At 67.0% G+C, this 16608-nt stretch carries 16 protein-coding genes and 1 tRNA gene; all 17 read left to right on the top strand.

Features of this window, described 5'->3' with window-relative positions; all coding sequences use genetic code 11:
- Nucleotides 1–34: 34 nt before the first annotated feature.
- The 17 genes from ACTHQX_RS03870 to ACTHQX_RS03790 all read left to right on the top strand — a co-directional run bounded on the left by ACTHQX_RS03870 (nt 35) and on the right by ACTHQX_RS03790 (nt 16554).
- Entirely contained in the window at nt 35–466 is a 432-nt protein-coding gene (locus ACTHQX_RS03870) for an organic hydroperoxide resistance protein (protein WP_440155753.1), read from the top strand.
- Complete coding sequence (locus ACTHQX_RS03865) at nt 463–1491, top strand: NADP-dependent oxidoreductase (protein WP_440155752.1); 1029 nt, start codon at nt 463–465, stop codon at nt 1489–1491. Before ACTHQX_RS03870 ends, ACTHQX_RS03865 begins: the two co-directional genes overlap by 4 nt.
- A gap of 229 nt (nt 1492–1720) precedes the next feature.
- Nucleotides 1721–2152: a cytidine deaminase gene (locus ACTHQX_RS03860; RefSeq protein ID WP_440155751.1), complete on the top strand. Its 432-nt coding sequence runs from the start codon at nt 1721–1723 to the stop codon at nt 2150–2152.
- Entirely contained in the window at nt 2149–3462 is a 1314-nt protein-coding gene (locus tag ACTHQX_RS03855; protein WP_440155749.1) for a thymidine phosphorylase, read from the top strand. Before ACTHQX_RS03860 ends, ACTHQX_RS03855 begins: the two co-directional genes overlap by 4 nt.
- A 2-nt stretch (nt 3463–3464) precedes the next feature.
- Nucleotides 3465–4082 (top strand): DedA family protein, encoded by a 618-nt coding sequence (locus ACTHQX_RS03850; RefSeq protein ID WP_440155748.1) that lies wholly within the window; start codon nt 3465–3467, stop codon nt 4080–4082.
- A 102-nt stretch (nt 4083–4184) separates the two neighbouring features.
- A complete protein-coding gene (locus ACTHQX_RS03845; protein WP_440155746.1) occupies nt 4185–4871 on the top strand; it encodes a DedA family protein in 687 nt (228 codons plus the stop codon).
- Nucleotides 4872–4992: 121 nt separating this feature from the next.
- Nucleotides 4993–6138, top strand: coding sequence for an adenosine deaminase (locus tag ACTHQX_RS03840; RefSeq protein ID WP_440155744.1), 1146 nt, complete (start codon nt 4993–4995; stop codon nt 6136–6138).
- Nucleotides 6139–6232: 94 nt separating this feature from the next.
- The gene (locus tag ACTHQX_RS03835; protein WP_440155833.1) at nt 6233–6844 is read left to right on the top strand and encodes a MazG nucleotide pyrophosphohydrolase domain-containing protein; all 612 of its coding nucleotides are present in this window, start codon (nt 6233–6235) and stop codon (nt 6842–6844) included.
- Between the two features lie 119 nt (nt 6845–6963).
- Nucleotides 6964–8244, top strand: a complete 1281-nt coding sequence (gene eno, locus ACTHQX_RS03830) for a phosphopyruvate hydratase (protein ID WP_236807650.1) — start codon at nt 6964–6966, stop codon at nt 8242–8244.
- Nucleotides 8245–8332: 88 nt separating this feature from the next.
- Nucleotides 8333–9148 carry a septum formation initiator family protein gene (locus tag ACTHQX_RS03825; RefSeq protein WP_440155742.1) on the top strand — a complete coding sequence of 272 codons (816 nt, stop codon included), beginning with the start codon at nt 8333–8335 and terminating at the stop codon, nt 9146–9148.
- A gap of 75 nt (nt 9149–9223) precedes the next feature.
- The gene (locus ACTHQX_RS03820; protein WP_440155741.1) at nt 9224–9934 is read left to right on the top strand and encodes a DUF501 domain-containing protein; all 711 of its coding nucleotides are present in this window, start codon (nt 9224–9226) and stop codon (nt 9932–9934) included.
- Entirely contained in the window at nt 9931–10887 is a 957-nt protein-coding gene (locus ACTHQX_RS03815) for a Ppx/GppA phosphatase family protein (RefSeq protein ID WP_440155740.1), read from the top strand. The genes ACTHQX_RS03820 and ACTHQX_RS03815 overlap by 4 nt, the downstream gene beginning before the upstream one ends.
- Nucleotides 10888–10905: 18 nt before the next feature.
- The gene (locus ACTHQX_RS03810; RefSeq protein ID WP_440155739.1) at nt 10906–12303 is read left to right on the top strand and encodes a S8 family serine peptidase; all 1398 of its coding nucleotides are present in this window, start codon (nt 10906–10908) and stop codon (nt 12301–12303) included.
- 34 nt (nt 12304–12337) lie between these two features.
- Nucleotides 12338–13810: an NAD(P)/FAD-dependent oxidoreductase gene (locus ACTHQX_RS03805; RefSeq protein WP_440155737.1), complete on the top strand. Its 1473-nt coding sequence runs from the start codon at nt 12338–12340 to the stop codon at nt 13808–13810.
- Nucleotides 13811–13989: 179 nt separating this feature from the next.
- On the top strand, nt 13990–14940 hold the full coding sequence (locus ACTHQX_RS03800; protein WP_440155736.1) for an N-acetyltransferase: 951 nt from the start codon (nt 13990–13992) through the stop codon (nt 14938–14940).
- 20 nt (nt 14941–14960) lie between these two features.
- Nucleotides 14961–15034, top strand: a tRNA-Leu gene (locus ACTHQX_RS03795).
- Nucleotides 15035–15207: 173 nt separating this feature from the next.
- On the top strand, nt 15208–16554 hold the full coding sequence (locus ACTHQX_RS03790; RefSeq protein WP_111904087.1) for an ABC transporter substrate-binding protein: 1347 nt from the start codon (nt 15208–15210) through the stop codon (nt 16552–16554).
- Nucleotides 16555–16608: the final 54 nt, after the last annotated feature.

The following is a 16608-nucleotide window of genomic DNA, read 5'->3' as shown; positions in this document are numbered from 1 at the left end:
AAACCACCAGCCCTCCCCACCAGAAGGAAACACAGTGAAGACTCTCTACACAGCCGAGGCCCTGGCGTCCGGCGAAGGCCGCGACGGCTCCGCGCGAACCAAGGACGGCAAACTCGACGTCAACCTCGCCAGCCCGGTGGAGCTGGGCGGCAGCGGCGAGGGCACCAATCCGGAGCAGTTGTTCGCCGCCGGCTATGCGGCGTGCTTCCACTCTGCACTCCGCGTGGTCGGCCGGCAGGCCCGGGCAGACCTCACGGACTCAGCCGTCGCCGCCAAGATCCACTTCGGCGCCCTCGAGGACAGCGACGGCTACGGCCTCGCCGCCGAGCTGGAAATCGCCCTCCCCGCCCTGGACCGCGGCACTGCCGAGAGCCTCATGGCCAAGGCGCACAGCATTTGCCCGTACTCCAACGTGACGCGCGGCAACATGGACGTCGCCCTGACGCTCGTGGAGTTCGCAGCGTGAGTGCGGGTGCAGCAACAGCGGTGCCGGCGACCACGCGCGAGATCCAGCTGGCCTCCCGGCCGGAAGGACGGCCTATCCCGGAAAACTTCAGGCTCGCCGAGACGGCAGTTCCGGCCCTCAGCGACGGCGAGATCCTGGTCCGGAACCTGTTCATCTCGGTGGACCCCTACATGCGCGGCCGCATGAACGACGCCAAATCCTATTCAGCGCCGTTTGCGCTGGACAAAGCGCTCGACGGCGGGGCGGTGGGTCAGGTGATAGCGTCCCGGTCCGATAAGCACAAGGTGGGGGACGTCGTCGTCCATCAGCTCGGCTGGCGGGAGCATGCGGTGGTGGACGCGGAGCGGACAACTCCCGCGGACACGGACCTCGCCCCGGCATCAGCTTTCCTGGGTGCGCTGGGCATGACGGGACTCACTGCGTACGCAGGCCTGCTGAAGGTTGCGGAGTTCAAGCCCGGCGATGCCGTGTTCGTCTCGGGCGCGGCCGGTGCGGTGGGCTCGCTCGTGGGGCAGATCGCCAAGGCGATGGGGGCCTCAAAGGTGATTGGCAGCGCGGGCACGCCGGAGAAAGTTGCCCGGCTGCTGGACCTGGGCTTCGACGCTGCGTTCAACTACCGCGATGCCCCGGTCCTGGACCAGCTGAGGGCCGCCGCCGGCAGTGACGGCATCGACGTGTACTTCGACAACGTCGGGGGAGACCATCTCGAGGCCGCACTGTCGGTCCTGAACGTGGGCGGCCGCGTGGCCATGTGCGGCGCCATCTCCCAGTACAACTCGACGGAGCCGCCGGCCGCGCCGCGCAACCTCGCCGTGGCGATCGGCAAGCAGCTCACGCTGCGCGGGTTCCTCGTGGGCGGCCAGCGCCAGCATGCCGCGGAGTTCGCCGGGCGGATGGCCGGCTGGCTGGCCGACGGCACCGTCCGCTACGACGAGACCGTGGTGGACGGCCTGGAGAACGCGCCGCAGGCCTTCATGGACATGCTCGACGGCGGCAACACCGGAAAAATGCTCGTCCGGCTTTAGCCAGCACAGCAGTCGCCCCTAGCGCGAACTGGCAGCTGATGCCTTCAAACTCCACGTTTGAGGGCATTAGCTGCCAGTTCGCGCTGTGCTTTGGGGCCACCAGTGTACGTTCGCGCCTGGCGCGTTACCCGGGCGTGTTACCGGGACATGGAGCAGGACACTAAAGTGGGCTCATGAGTGCGCTGCTGCGCACCCGGGTGCCGGCCAGCGGCATCCCGTACGCCAAGGGGTGACGGCCGTGCAGAACGACGCCAACGAAGAGGGCGCCAGTATCGACTGGACGGCCCTGGAGACCGCCGCGCTCGACGCCATGAAGAACGCCTACGCGCCCTATTCGAACTTTCCGGTGGGGGCCGCGGCCCTCACAGCAGACGGCCGGATCGTGAGCGGCTGCAACGTGGAAAATGCCAGCTACGGCCTGACGCTGTGCGCCGAGTGCGTTCTCGTGGGCAACCTGCAGATGACCGGCGGCGGCCTGCTCCGCGCCTTCTGCTGCGTGGACGGCGGCGGCAACGTCCTCATGCCCTGCGGGCGCTGCCGGCAGCTGCTGTATGAGTTCCGGGCGCCCGGCATGGAGCTCATGACGACGCTTGGGATCAGGACCATGGACCAGGTGCTGCCCGACGCCTTTGGCCCCGAACACCTGGAGGGAACCCGGTGACCCAAAAGAACGAGGCGTTCGACGCCGTCGACATCATCCGGACCAAGCGCGACAAGCGCGCACTCAGCCCTGAGCAGATCGACTGGACCATCGACGCCTATACCCGCGGCGTCATCGCGGAGGAGCAGATGGCCGCCCTGAACATGGCCATCCTGCTCAACGGCATGGACCGTGCCGAGATCTCGCAGTGGACCGCGGCGATGATCGCCTCGGGGCAGCGGATGGACTTCTCCGGCCTCCGGCGGCCCGACGGCGGCGTGAAGGTAACCACCGACAAGCACTCCACCGGCGGGGTGGGGGACAAGATCACCCTGCCGCTGGCGCCCCTCGTCGCCGTCTTCGGAGTAGCGGTGCCGCAGCTGTCCGGTCGCGGGCTGGGCCACACCGGCGGCACGCTGGACAAACTGGAGTCCATTCCCGGCTGGCGCGCGGCTCTGAGCAACGCCGAAATGCTGGCCCAGCTCCAGGAGGTGGGCGCGGTGATCTGCGCCGCCGGACCGGGGCTCGCCCCTGCGGACAAGAAGCTCTACGCACTCCGCGACGTCACGGGCACTGTCGAGTCCATCCCGCTGCTTGCCTCGTCGATCATGAGCAAGAAGATCGCCGAGGGCACGGGCTCGCTGGTGCTGGACGTCAAGGTGGGCAGCGGGGCGTTCATGAAGGACGAGGCCGGCGCGCGCGAACTTGCCGAGACCATGGTGGCCCTCGGCAAGGACGCCGGGGTGGAAACCGTGGCCCTGCTGACCAACATGGGCACCCCGCTGGGGCTAACCGCGGGCAACGCCATCGAGGTGGAGGAATCGGTTGAGGTCCTCGCCGGCGGCGGCCCGGCCGACGTCGTCGAACTGACGGTGAGGCTCGCGGAGGAGATGCTGCGGTGCGCCGGTGTTTCCGACGCCGATCCGGCCGCGGCGCTCAAGGACGGCAGGGCGATGGACGTCTGGAACCGGATGATCGCGGCGCAGGGCGGCGACCCGCGGGCGAAGCTGCCGGTGGCGCGGGAATCTGAAACCATCTACGCGCCCGCCGACGGGGTCCTCGTGGAGCTCGACGCATTCGCCGTGGGCGTGGCGGCCTGGCGGCTCGGCGCCGGGAGGGCCCGAAAGGAAGACGCAGTGCAGGCAGCTGCAGGCGTCCGCATGCACGCCAAGCCCGGTGCATCTGTGCGTGCCGGCGAACCGCTGATGACCCTGCTGACGGACACGCTGGAGAAGTTTGCCCGGGCCAAGGAGGCCCTTGACCACGCCGTCACCATCGCACCGGATGGCTCCAGGCCCGCCCAGCAGCTCATCATCGACCGCATCGCCTGATCGTGCAGGCCATCAACGACTTCATCCTGGCTGCCGCCGGGCAGCCTTGGGTGCTTTTCATAGTCCTGGCCTGCTGCGTCATCGACGGCTTCTTCCCGCCCATTCCCAGTGAATCGGTGGTGGTGGGGCTGGCGGCCGTCGCAGCGACGGCTGACGTTCCCAACCCGTGGCTGCTCGCGGCCGTGGCCGGGTTGGGCGCGTTCACTGGCGACAATGCCGCCTACCTCCTCGGCCGGGGTGTGGGTACACAGCGCTGGGCCTGGATGCGCGGGCCGCGCATGCAGCGGGCCTTCCGCTGGGCCGGGCGCGAGCTGCGCAAACGGCCGGCGTCGCTGATCCTCGTGGCGAGGTTCGTCCCCATCGGCCGGGTGGCGGTCAACCTGACCGCGGGTGCCACCCACTATTCGCATCTGCGCTTCGTCGGGCTGACTGTCCTTTCCGCCACCCTTTGGGCCTCGTATTCGGTGGCCATTGGACTTTTCTTCGGCCAGTGGTTTGAGGAGAACCACCTGCTGGGGGCCGTGATCGCCATTGTTTGCGCCATCGTGCTGGGGATCCTGGTGGACCTCGTCATCAACCGGCTGCGGGGCCGCATCCAGGACCCGTTGCAGGAAAGTTGACTTTCCAATCAAGGCGTAGCGGACTATCCTCCGGCCGTGCGACACTAAAGAGCGATTTGCGTCACTTCCTGTCTTGTTATATTGCCGAGGAGCAACACCCGCGTGGAGTTTATTAATGAGGCCGTGCTCCATGCAGCGGGTCAGTGGTGGATTTATCCCGTTCTGCTCATGTTCTTCTTCGTTGACGGGTTCGCGATGGTGGTCCCCAGCGAGACGCTCATCGTGGCGCTGGCGGCCTTTTCCCGGCACAGCGGCGAGCCCAACCTGTGGATCCTGGGCCTGACTGCGCTGACCGGCGCCATGGCCGGTGACAACATGGCCTACATGCTGGGCCGGAAGATCGGACTGGAGCGCTGGAAATGGATGCGCCGGCCCAGGGTGCAGAAGGTCTTCGGCTGGGCGCGCTACGAACTGGAGAAGCGCGGTGCCGTGCTGATCTTCACGGCGCGCTACATCCCGTGGGGGCGCGTGGCGGTGAACTACGTTGCCGGAACCACCGGATACCCGCACCGCAGGTTCTTCCTGCTGGACGCGTTTGCCTGCTTCACGTGGGTCGGTTACTCGATCGGGATCGGCCTCGTCGCCAGTTCCTTCCCGTGGCTCCACAGCAACCCGCTGCTGGGCGCCGGCATCGCCGTGGTGTTCGCCATCATTCTGGGCATCATCATTGACCACGCCCTCCGCTGGTGGCACAAGCGGCTCGGCCGCAATGATGCCCACGCTGCGCCGGAAAAGAGCCCGGCACCCGAACAGGGCAGCATCCCGGAACAGACCAGCCGCGTGGCTTAGCAGCGCAGACGGCTTTATAGGGCAGGTGGCTTAGCAGGGCGGTTCAGCGGCCTTTCAGGCCGCCCGTCGCCGTGCAGCGCGCCCGTTGGCATTGCCGCCGGTGCAACCCTAGAGTTGGTACGTGACTGAGCCAATCGTTGACGCCGCCCCTGCCCTTGACTTCGACCTGAAGAGCCTGCCCAAGGTATCCCTTCACGACCACCTGGACGGCGGCCTGCGCCCTGCCACCATTATTGAGCTGGCGGAGGCCTTGGGGCACACCCTCCCGTCGACAGACCCGACAGCCCTGGGCGAATGGTTCCGCGAATCCGCCGACTCCGGCTCGCTGGTCCGCTACCTGGAAACGTTCGACCACACGGTCGCCGTCATGCAGACCAAGGAAGGTCTGTTCCGCGTCGCCAAGGAGTTCGTGGAGGATCTGGCGGACGACGGCGTGGTGTACGGCGAAGTGCGCTGGGCACCTGAGCAGCACCTCCAGAATGGACTGACCCTGGACGAGGTTGTCGAGGCGGTCCAGGAAGGACTCGAAGCCGGCGTGGAGGCTGTGGCCGAGACCGGCCGAGAGATCCAGGTGGGCCAGCTCATCACGGCCATGCGGCACGCTGACCGCGGCCAGGAAATCGCTGAACTCGCCGTTCGGCACCGCGACAAGGGCGCCGTCGGGTTCGACATTGCCGGCGCCGAGGACGGCTTCCTGCCGTCGCGCTTCCGCGACGCCTTCACCTACCTGGCCGAAAACAACTTCCCGGCCACCGTGCACGCCGGTGAAGCCGCCGGCCTGGACAGCATCCAGTCCGCCCTCGTTGACGGCCGCGCGCTGCGCCTTGGCCACGGTGTCCGCATCGCCGAGGACATCATGGTGGAGTTCGACGAGGACGACGCCGACGACGAGGACAGCGACAACATTGGCCTGGTCACCCTCGGCAACCTGTCCAGCTGGATCCGGGACCGCGGCATCGCCCTGGAAATCTGCCCGTCCTCCAACCTGCAGACCGGTGCCATTGCCGCGTTCGGTGAGGGCATTGAAAGCCACCCGCTGGACATGCTCTACCAGCTGGGCTTCAACGTCACCATCAACACGGACAACCGGCTCATGAGCGGCGTGACGCTCACCGATGAGTTCGAGCTCCTGGTGGAGACTTTCGACTACGACCTCGATGACCTGCTGGAGCTCACGCTCAACGCCGCCGAAGCGTCCTTCCTGCCCCTTGAGGAAAAGGAAGCCCTCGTGGAGTACATCAACGACGCGTACGGCGACCTTGGCTGAAACCGTCCGGCAGCCTGAACCTACCGGCCCGGTGGGGGAGCTCGTGGGGGAACTGCTGGGGGTGATTGCGGCCCTCCGCGAGCACTGCCCCTGGATGGGCGCGCTCACCCACGAGTCGCTCGTGGAGTACCTGCTGGAGGAGGCCTATGAAGTGGCCGAGACCATCGAGACCGGCGCGGACGAGGCTGAACTGAAAGGCGAGCTGGGCGATGTGCTGCTCCAGGTGGTGCTGCACGCCCGGCTCGCCGAGGAACGGGGCGTGTTCGGCTTCGGCGACGTCGCCCGCGGCCTCACCGAGAAGCTGATCCGCCGCAACCCCCACGTGTTCCGTCCGGACGGATCCCTCCAGGACACCTTTCCTGCCACGGTGGAGGAGATCGTGCTCAAGTGGGATGCCGTGAAAAAGGCCGAAAGCCCGCAGCGCAGCACGCCCTTTGAGGGCATTCCGGTGGCTCTGCCTGCACTGGCCCAGGCGCAGAAAACCCTGGACCGGGGCGAGCGGGCCGGGCTGCAGGCCCCGGAGGCTGAACGAAACCCGGTGGTTGAGCTCGCCGAAACAATAGAAACCGAAGCCGAACTCGGCGAGCTGCTGCTCGCCGTCGTCCGTTCGGCCCGGAGCAGGGGGTTCGACGCCGAACGCGCCCTCCGCGGGGCCGTCCGGCACTACCAGAACCGTTATCCGGAAACGTCCGCGCCCGGATCATGACGTCCGGGTTCTGGATAGGTTTCCGTAACGTGCACCACTCTCGACTACGCTAGTCCTGACGAGGACGTCGAGATTTTTCCCCTAAAGTCCCCAGTAAATCGCCCACAAGGAGCACATCCATGGCGCTTATCGATGCCATCCACGCCCGCGAGATCCTCGATTCCCGTGGCAACCCCACCGTCGAAGTTGAAGTTCTCCTCTCCGACGGCCAGATCGGCCGCGCTGCCGTTCCGTCCGGTGCATCCACCGGCGAGCACGAAGCCGTTGAACTGCGCGACGGCGACAAGGGCCGCTACCTCGGCAAGGGTGTCCAGAAGGCCGTTGACGCCGTCATCGACCAGATCGCACCGGCCCTGACCGGCTTCGACGCCACCGACCAGCGCAGCATCGACCAGGCGATGATCGACCTGGACGGCACCGCCAACAAGGGCAAGCTCGGCGCCAACGCGATCCTCGGCGTCTCCCTGGCAGTTGCCAACGCCGCAGCAGCCTCCGCCGACCTGCCGCTGTACAAGTACCTGGGCGGCCCGAACGCCCACGTCCTGCCCGTTCCGCTGATGAACATCCTCAACGGCGGCTCGCACGCGGATTCCGACGTCGACATCCAGGAATTCATGATCGCCCCGATCGGCGCCGAGACCTTCTCCGAAGGTCTGCGCTGGGGCGTCGAGGTGTACCACAACCTCAAGTCCGTGCTGCAGCAGAAGGGCCTCTCCACCGGCCTTGGCGACGAGGGCGGCTTCGCCCCGAACCTGCCGTCCAACCGCGCTGCCCTGGACCTGATCCAGGAAGCCATCCAGAACGCCGGCTACACCCCGGGCACCGACATCGCCCTGGCCCTGGACGTCGCCTCCTCCGAGTTCTTCAAGGACGGTGCCTACCAGTTCGAGGGCAAGGCCCTGAGCGCCGCCGAGATGAGCGCCTACTACGCCGAGCTCGTTGCCGACTACCCGCTGGTTTCCATCGAGGACCCGCTGGACGAAAACGACTGGGAAGGCTGGAAGATCCTCACCGACACCATCGGTGACAAGGTCCAGCTGGTGGGCGACGACCTGTTCGTCACCAACCCCGAGCGCCTGCAGCAGGGCATCGACGCCGCCACGGCGAACTCCCTGCTGGTCAAGGTCAACCAGATCGGCTCCCTGACCGAAACCCTGGACGCCGTTTCCCTGGCCCAGCGCTCCGGTTACACCACCATCACCTCGCACCGCTCCGGCGAAACCGAGGACACCACGATCGCCGACATCGCCGTTGCCACCAACGCCGGGCAGATCAAGACCGGTGCCCCGGCCCGCTCCGAGCGCGTTGCCAAGTACAACCAGCTGCTGCGCATCGAAGAGGAACTCGACGACGCCGCACGCTACGCCGGACGCAGCGCGTTCCCGCGTTTCAAGGCCTAGTAGCCCAAGAAACAGCTGACCGGTGGCTATGGTGGAAAGACCATAGCCACCGGTTTTGTTTTAGGCGCCCACACGTTACAGGAGTGTCATGGCTACCCGCCGTCCCAAAGTTCCCAGGGTGACCCCACCAGCACAGCAGTCCTCCGCCGGCTCCGCCGGGGGAGACGTCATCCAGGCGGACTTCGGCGGCTCCCGTTCGGCGCACGCCACCCATGAGTCCGGAACGGGACACGAAGCCAAGGCGGCGGGCAGGGCCAACGGCTCTGGTGCCACATCCGGCGTTGGTAGCAGGACGGGCGCGGGTTCCATCGGTTCCACGGGTTCGAGTGCCACGGGCGCCGGTGCGAAAGGCCCAGGCACGAAGGGCACAGGTTCGGCAGCTGGCGCGGCCTCAAAACCTGGCGCTGCCTCAAAACCTGGCGCGGCCACCAAAGCCAGCGCCGGGAAGCCGGGCAGCAGCCGCGGGAAGTCCGGATCGTCAGCCGTCACCGCGGGGGAAGACAACCTCGACCCCGTTCCTGCCAAGGCGTTCTCCGGCCGCATGCTGGCGCTGGCCGTGGTGATGGTTGCCATCACCATCATGCTGGCCCCCACCGTGAAGATCTTCATCGACAAGCGGGCGGAAATCGCGGCCCTGGAATCGGACATCTCGGCCAGCAAGGCGGACCAGGACAGCCTCAAACGGCAGGTCTCGCGCTGGCAGGATCCCAACTACGTCAAGCAGCAGGCACGCGACCGCATTAACATGGTTATGCCGGGTGAGACCGGCTACTGGGTTTTCGGCAGCGACCTGCCGGCCGGCGCATCAGCCAGCCAGCCCAGTGCAGCACAAACACAAGACCCCGCCGACGTGCCCTGGGTGGATTCCCTCTGGGAGTCCATCAGGCGCTCGGCAACAGACTAGGAGCGGCGCCCGCCGCGGGACTGCCTACCGGAATTTCGGTGCAGCCAGATCCGGGCAGGAAGGACGGCCACGCCAGTGGACGACAACACGGCAACCGCCCCCGGAGACTACAGGCAGCCATCGGCACAGGACCTCGATGTGCTCAGCCGCCAGCTGGGGAGGCCGGTGCGCGACGTTGTGGAAATCCCGGCGCGCTGCGTCTGCGGGAACCCGCTTGTGGCCGCAACATCCCCGCGCCTCAGCAACGGAACTCCCTTCCCCACCACTTTTTACCTGACGCACCCCGTCATCACGTCGGCGGTCTCCCGGCTTGAGGCGTCCGGCCTCATGAACGACATGAACGACCGGCTTGCCGCGGACGAGCCGCTGGCTGCCTCCTACCGCGCGGCCCACGAGGCCTACCTGGCTGCCCGTGCCGAGATCGGGGCACGGTCGGGAATCGGCGACGTCCCGGAGATCGACGGGGTCTCCGCCGGCGGCATGCCCACCCGCGTCAAGTGCCTGCACGTCCTGGTGGGACACTCGCTGGCCGCCGGGCCGGGCGTGAATCCTCTGGGCGACGAAGCCATCGCGGCCATCGGTGAATGGTGGACTGCCGACCGCTGCTACTGCGAGGGTGCCTGGGACACGGCCGGCGAAGCGCCGTCCCGGGACCTCAGCCGCCACGGCCCGCAGGGGTTGCCGGACATCGTCGGCCGGCCGGCGCCCGTCCGCAGATCCAAGACTGACGAAGCGGCGGGGGCCGGATCCACGACACACGCAACCACAACGGAGGCGGGCGCATGACCCGGGTGGCCGCCATCGACTGCGGAACCAACTCCATCCGCCTGCTCATCGCCGACATCGACCGCAGCAATGGGACCACGAAGCTCACCGACGTCGTGCGTGAAATGCGTGTGGTGCGGCTCGGCCAGGGCGTGGATGCCACCGGCGAGCTGGCGCCCGAAGCACTTGAGCGCACCTTTGCAGCGACGGCCGATTACGCCGCGCTCATCCGCGAGTACCAGGCCACGAAAATCCGGTTCGTGGCCACCTCGGCCAGCCGGGACGCCCGGAACCGCCAGGTCTTCGTGGACGGCATCCAGAACCTCATTGGGGTGGAGCCGGAGGTGATCACCGGCCACGAGGAAGCTGCGCTTTCCTTCGCCGGCGCCAGCAGTGTGCTGCCCATCTCGGCAGAGGACAAGGTGCTGGTGGTGGACCTGGGCGGCGGCAGCACGGAGTTTGTGCTCGGCGACGCCAGCGGCGTGATCGCCGCAAGGTCCGTGGACATCGGCTGCGTCAGGCTCACCGAACGCCACCTCACCTCGGACCCGCCCACCGCCGAGCAGATCGCCGCCGCGGAGGCCGACGTCGACGCCGCCATCGCCGAAGCGCGACTGGACGTTCCGCTGGAACGCAGCACCGCCGTCGTCGGGGTTGCCGGCTCCATCACCACCATCACGGCGCACGCGCTCAGGCTGCCCGAATACCTGCCGGGGGCCATCCACGGCGCAGAACTGTCCATCTCCGCCGTCCAAGCCGCGGCCACCGATCTGCTGCAGATGACGCGGGCGCAGCGGGCCGAACTGCCGTACATGCACCCCGGCCGGGTGGACGTCATCGGCGCAGGCGCGCTCGTCTGGCGGCGCATCCTCACCCGCATGGGCGAGCTCAGCGGCGGCCGCATAATTACGGCCACCGCCAGTGAGCACGATATTCTTGACGGAATTGCCCTGAGTGCCGAGGCACCGAGTTAACCGAAAATTGGATTCTGAATGACCAGAGCAAGAGCCCGGCTTCGCCGGACGGTCTCGGCCCTTCTGTCCGCGGTGCTTGCCGGCGGCATCGCCGCGTCCGCCGTCGCCACCGCACCGGCCGCGCAGGCCGATTCCTGGCGGGACAAGGAGTACTGGCTCAAGGAAGCCGGCATCACCAAGGCCTGGGAAGTGTCCAAAGGCGCCAATGTGAAGGTCGCTGTGATCGACAGCGGCGTGGACGGAAGCCATCCCGACCTCAAGGGCGTGCTGGCCGGCGGCCACGACGTCTCGGGCGCCGGCGCCCCCGACGGCGAGAAGAGCATCGGTGCCAAGCCCGAGCACGGCACCCTCGTGGCCACCATGCTTGCGGGCCGCGGACACCAGGCGCCGAAGAAGGCATCGTCCAGCGCCAAGCCCTCCCCGAAGGCCACCGCAGCGGCATCCAAAGCCATGCCGGACGGCATCATGGGCGTGGCACCAGAGGCGCAGATCCTCTCCGTCTCCACCTGGCTGGGTTCGGAGAATCCCGGCGGCAAGAGCGACCAGGACCAGATCCCCGAAGCTGTGCGCTGGGCGGTGGACAACGGCGCAAAGGTCATCAACATTTCGCTGGGCAGCACGTCGCCGGAGTGGCCGCAAAGCTGGGACGCCGCCTTTCTGTACGCCGAGCAGAAGGACGTGGTCATCGTGGCCGCGGCCGGTAACCGCGTCGGCGGCAACGTTCAGGTGGGGGCTCCGGCCACCATCCCCGGCGTGCTGACAGTCGCGGGCCTGGACCGGACCGGACGGGCGAGCACCGATTCCTCCTCCCAGGGCATCAGCATCGGCGTGGCCGCGCCGGCCGAGAAGCTAGCCGGCGGACTGCCCGGCGGCAGCTACGCGGAATGGGCCGGCACGTCCGGTGCCACCCCCATCGTCTCCGGCGTTGCGGCGCTGATCCGCTCCAAGTGGCCGGAGATGAGTGCCAAGCAGGTCATCAACAGGATCGTCTCCACCGCCAAGGACTCGGGCACGCCGGGCAAGGACCCGCTGTACGGCTTCGGGGTCCTCAATGCGGAGGCGGCGCTCAAGGACGACGTGGCCGAAACGAAGGCCAACCCGCTGGGTTCCATCGCGGAGTGGATCCGCGTCCACCGGCGCGGGAACTTCGCCACGCCCGCTCCCGAGCCGACCACCGCCGCCCCCGCCCCGCAGGCCACGCTGCCCAAGGCGACGGTGCCGGTCGCCGTGCCGCCGTCACAGCTGGACAGCGCGCTGCCGGCGGCAGTGGTCATCGGGTTCGGTGCACTCTTCGTGGCCATTATTGCGGCGGGCGCGGTTCAGTTGCGGCGGGTGTACCGTGCGTCCGGCGGCGGAGCGGACGAGCCGGAAACGGGTGCGGTGACGAGCGTGGATCCGGCAGACCGGCCGAGCTAGTGAAGATTTTCACAAAGTACGGTACTCTGGAGTTATGGCAACCACCCCACAGCTCCAGGATCGTCCGCGTGTGCTCGTCGTCGGCGGCGGGTACGTCGGCCTCTACGTAGCCCTCAAACTGCAGAAGAAGATCGCGAACGCAGGCGGGATCGTCACCGTCGTCGATCCGCTGCCCTACATGACCTACCAGCCCTTCCTGCCGGAAGTTGCGGGCGGAAACATTGAGGCCCGCCACGCAGTGGTCTCCCACCGCCAGCACCTCAAGCAGAGCGAGCTCATCCAGGGCCGCGTCGTTTCCATCGACCACGCCAACCGCGCGGCCGTGGTTGCCCCGGCTGACGGCGGCGACAACTTCGAGGTGCCCTACTTCGACGTCGTGCTCTCCGCCGGCGCCATTACCCGCACGTTCCCCATCAAGGGCCTGGCGGACAAAGGCATCGGCCTGAAGACCATCGAGGAAGCCGTTGCGCTGCGCAACAAGGTCCTTGACCGCATCGAGGTCGGCTCCACCATGACCGACCCCGCCGAACGCGCCCGCGCCCTCACCTTCGTGGTGGTGGGTGGCGGCTTCGCCGGCATCGAGTGCATCACCGAAATGGAGGACCTCGCCCGCGCTGCGGTCCGGAACAACCCTCGCGTCAAGCAGGAGGAAGTCCGCTTCGTCCTCGTCGAGGCCATGGGCCGCATCATGCCCGAGGTCACCGCGAAGCAGGCCGAATGGGTCGTGGAGCACCTTCGCAGCCGCGGCATCGAGGTCCTGCTGAACACGTCGCTGGACAACGCTGAGGGCGCCCTCAAGCTCATCAACCTGCCGGACAAGACGCTGGCCCAGGAATTCGAGTCCGACACCCTCGTGTGGACCGCCGGTGTCCAGGCCAACCCGATGGTCCGCTCCACCGACTTCCCGCTGGAACCCCGCGGCCGCGTCCGCGTCCTGCCGGACCTGCGCATCTCGGGTGACGAAGGCATCATCGACAACGCCTGGGCTGCCGGTGACATCGCCGCGGTTCCCGATCTGACGGGCTCTGGCCTGCCGGACGGCACGTGCGTTCCCAACGCCCAGCACGCGCTGCGCCAGGCCAAGCGCCTGGCCAAGAACCTGTGGGCTTCCCGCTGGGACAAGCCGCTCGTCGACTACAAGCACAAGAACCTCGGTGCCGTGGCCGGCTTCGGCGAGTGGAAGGGTGTTGCCAACATCAACCTGCTCGGCCGCATCGGGCTCAAGGGCCCCCTCGCCTGGCTGGCCCACCGCGGCTACCACGGCATGGCCATGCCGACCTTCGAGCGCAAGTTCCGCGTGATCCTCAACTGGATCCTGAGCTTCTTCGCGGGCCGCGACACCACGCAGCTGCTGGACCTGGACAACCCGCGCGGCGCCTTCGTGGCCGCCGCCACCCCGGCTCCGAAGCCGGCTGCTGCGGCTCCCGCCGTACCTGCGCCGGCTGAGAAGGCTGCGGCCGCTGCCCAGGGCGGCGCCAAGGATCCTGTCAAGGCTGAAGCCAAGTAAATCCCCACCGCCTCCCTCGCTTCGCTCCGCTCAGCCAGGGAACCCTCGGCGGCGGTGGCCCCGAATACGACGGCGGCCGTTCCCTTCCGGGGAACGGCCGCTTTCGGGTTTCCCTGGGGAGGTTTCCCCGGTGGGGACAGCCTCGCCGGCAGGGCAGGGCGCACACATAGACTGGCTCCATGACGGGTGAAAAGAACCTCCAGACGCTCCTTACCTCGATGCATCCGGTAGTCCGGGAAGGGGAGTACGTCTACGCTCTTTGGCCGCACGGCAAGCCGCTTGCAGGGCATATCGAAGCCGCCGTCCGGGAAGCCGAGGGGCTCACGGTGGTCCTGCCCCGGGCCGAAGCGGATGCGCTGGAGCTGCCCTACGATTTTGTTGCGGCCTGGATCACCTTGGAGGTCCATTCGGCACTGGAAGCGGTGGGCCTGACCGCGGCGGTCAGCAGGGCGCTGACCCAGGCCCGGATCAGCTGCAACGTGCTCGCAGGCTTCCACCACGACCATCTGCTGGTGCCCGTGGGTGACTCGGCCCGGGCGCTGGAGGTCCTGTCCGAGCTTTCGGCCGCCAGCGCCCCCGAGCCCGAACCGGTGCGGGAAGTGGTGCTCCGCAGCGAGCAGCCCGGTGACCGTGACGCCGTCCTTGCGCTGACCGCCGAAGCTTTCGCCGTCTCTCCGGTCACCGGACTGCCCGTGGAGGGGGAGCCTGTTGAAGTGAGGGTGCTCCGCGAGCTGTTCGTCGCCGACGAGTACCTGCCGGAGCTCAGCATCGTCGCCGAACTCGACGGCGAGATCGTCGGGCATGTGATCAGCACCCGCGCGTGGGTGGAGGACCTCCAGCTGCTGGGGCTCGGGCCCATTGGCGTGACTCCCCGGCTGCAGCGGCACGGCATCGGCTCGGCGCTGATGCGCGAAACTGTCGTCCGTGCGAACGCCGCGGGGGAGAAGGGCATCGCGCTGCTCGGAAGCAGCGACTATTACTCCCGGTTCGGCTTCGTCCCGGCGTCGACCCTGGGCATCGAGGCGCCGGACAGGAAGTGGGGCGACCACTTCCAGCTGCTGCCCCTCGCCCTGTGGCCCGGCGGGGTCCACGGCACGTTCCGGTACGCGGGGCCCCTGGCAGACGTTTGAGGCGATACGATTGACCGGGCGCCCCAGTAGCCCAATTGGCAGAGGCAGCGGACTTAAAATCCGCGTGTTGTGGGTTCGAGTCCCACCTGGGGTACTACATTTCTCCTTCGCGTCACCGGTGTTCCAATATGCAACGAGTGTTATGAGGATGTGACCTTAGTCACTTATTTTCAGGCTCGAATTGGATTAGCTTGAACTTAGCTCAGGAACCCCTGACCAAAAATCGCATCAAAGGCCGTACGCGCCTTTCGATCGAGGAGACTCTAAATGATTTCACTCCCCCAGGCGGCGCCCCGGGTTGCTAAGCTCACAGCGCTTAGTATAGGCGTCGCCCTTCTGGCCACGGCTTGTGGTGGCGGTTCCACCCCGAGTGCGACAGAATCCTCCGCAGCAGCCGGCGGCATCGCGTGCCCTGCACCCAGTGATACTGCCGGGGCATCCAGCACCGCCACCGAGACCGGCGCCGTACCGGCAGCAACCACCACCACCCCTACACCGCTGAAAATTGGATCGCTTCTGCCGACGACGGGGTCGCTGGCGTTCCTCGGCCCGCCCGAAATTGCGGGCGTTAACCTGAGCGTCAAGGAAATCAATGCCGTTGGCGGCGTGCTCGGCAAACCCGTCCAGGTGGTGCACCGCGACTCGGGCGACACCAAGACCGACATCGCCACCCAGTCGACCACTGCCCTGCTGGGCCAGGGCGTCAGTGCCATCATCGGGGCGGCGTCTTCGGGTGTGTCGAAGACGGTCATCAACCAGATCACCGGAGCGGGTGTTCTGCAGTTTTCGCCGGCCAACACTTCTCCGGACTTCACCACCTGGGACGACAAGGGCCTGTACTGGCGTACCGCTCCTTCCGACGTCCTGCAGGGTCAGGTCCTGGGCAACTATATGGCCACCTGCGGCGCCCAGACACTTGGCATGATGGTCCTGAACGATGCCTACGGCACCGGCCTGCAGAAGAACGTGAAGGCAGCCTTCACGTCCGCCGGTGGCCAGGTAGTGGCTGAGCAGCTCTACAACACCGGTGATTCGCAGTTCAGCAGCCAGGTTGATGCGCTCGTCGCCGCCAAGCCCGACGCCATCGCACTCATCACGTTCGATGAAGCCAAGAGCATCATTCCGTTGCTCACCGGCAAGGGCATCAAGCCGGAACAGCTGTTCCTGGTTGACGGTAACCTTTTCGACTACAGCAAGGACTTCAAGGCTGGCACGCTCAAGGGTGCCCGCGGTACGCAGCCCGGGACCTTTGCCAAGGAAGATTTCAAGAAGTCACTCCTTGCGATTGATCCCGCCCTCCGCACGTTCAACTATGCAGGGGAGGCGTATGACGCCGTCAACATGACCGCGCTTGCGTCCGAAGCGGCAAAGAGCACTAAGGGAGCGGACATCGCCAAGCAGCTCAAGGCGGTCTCCGAAGGCGGCGAGAAGTGCAACACCTTCCCGTCCTGCGTCACGCTGCTCCGAAACGGCAAGGACATCGACTACGACGGACAGTCCGGTCCGGTCACGTTCTCTGATGCCGGCGACCCCACGGAGGCCTACGTCGGCATCTACGAGTATGACGACAGCAACAAGCCCCAGCCCGCAAAGGAAGAGTTCGGCAAGCTGTAAGCCGCTTCCCGAAGCATACACGGAAGCCCCCGTCCAGCCGGACGGGGGCTTCTG

It is taken from the genome of Arthrobacter sp. SAFR-023, from assembly GCF_051965295.1.
GTDB lineage: Bacteria > Actinomycetota > Actinomycetes > Actinomycetales > Micrococcaceae > Arthrobacter.
Note: the sequence above shows the minus strand (reverse complement) of the source record. Positions and strands in the feature narration are given on the sequence as shown.

Bases quoted from the DNA above. Each gene is read 5' to 3' on its own strand.
- ACTHQX_RS03835 (WP_440155833.1), top strand. From the start codon at position 6,233: ATGGGCGCGCTCACCCACGAGTCGCTCGTGGAGTACCTGCTGGAGGAG.
- eno (WP_236807650.1), top strand. From the start codon at position 6,964: ATGGCGCTTATCGATGCCATCCACGCCCGCGAGATCCTCGATTCCCGT.
- ACTHQX_RS03825 (WP_440155742.1), top strand. From the start codon at position 8,333: ATGGCTACCCGCCGTCCCAAAGTTCCCAGGGTGACCCCACCAGCACAG.
- ACTHQX_RS03815 (WP_440155740.1), top strand. From the start codon at position 9,931: ATGACCCGGGTGGCCGCCATCGACTGCGGAACCAACTCCATCCGCCTG.
- ACTHQX_RS03810 (WP_440155739.1), top strand. From the start codon at position 10,906: ATGACCAGAGCAAGAGCCCGGCTTCGCCGGACGGTCTCGGCCCTTCTG.
- ACTHQX_RS03805 (WP_440155737.1), top strand. From the start codon at position 12,338: ATGGCAACCACCCCACAGCTCCAGGATCGTCCGCGTGTGCTCGTCGTC.
- ACTHQX_RS03800 (WP_440155736.1), top strand. From the start codon at position 13,990: ATGACGGGTGAAAAGAACCTCCAGACGCTCCTTACCTCGATGCATCCG.
- ACTHQX_RS03790 (WP_111904087.1), top strand. From the start codon at position 15,208: ATGATTTCACTCCCCCAGGCGGCGCCCCGGGTTGCTAAGCTCACAGCG.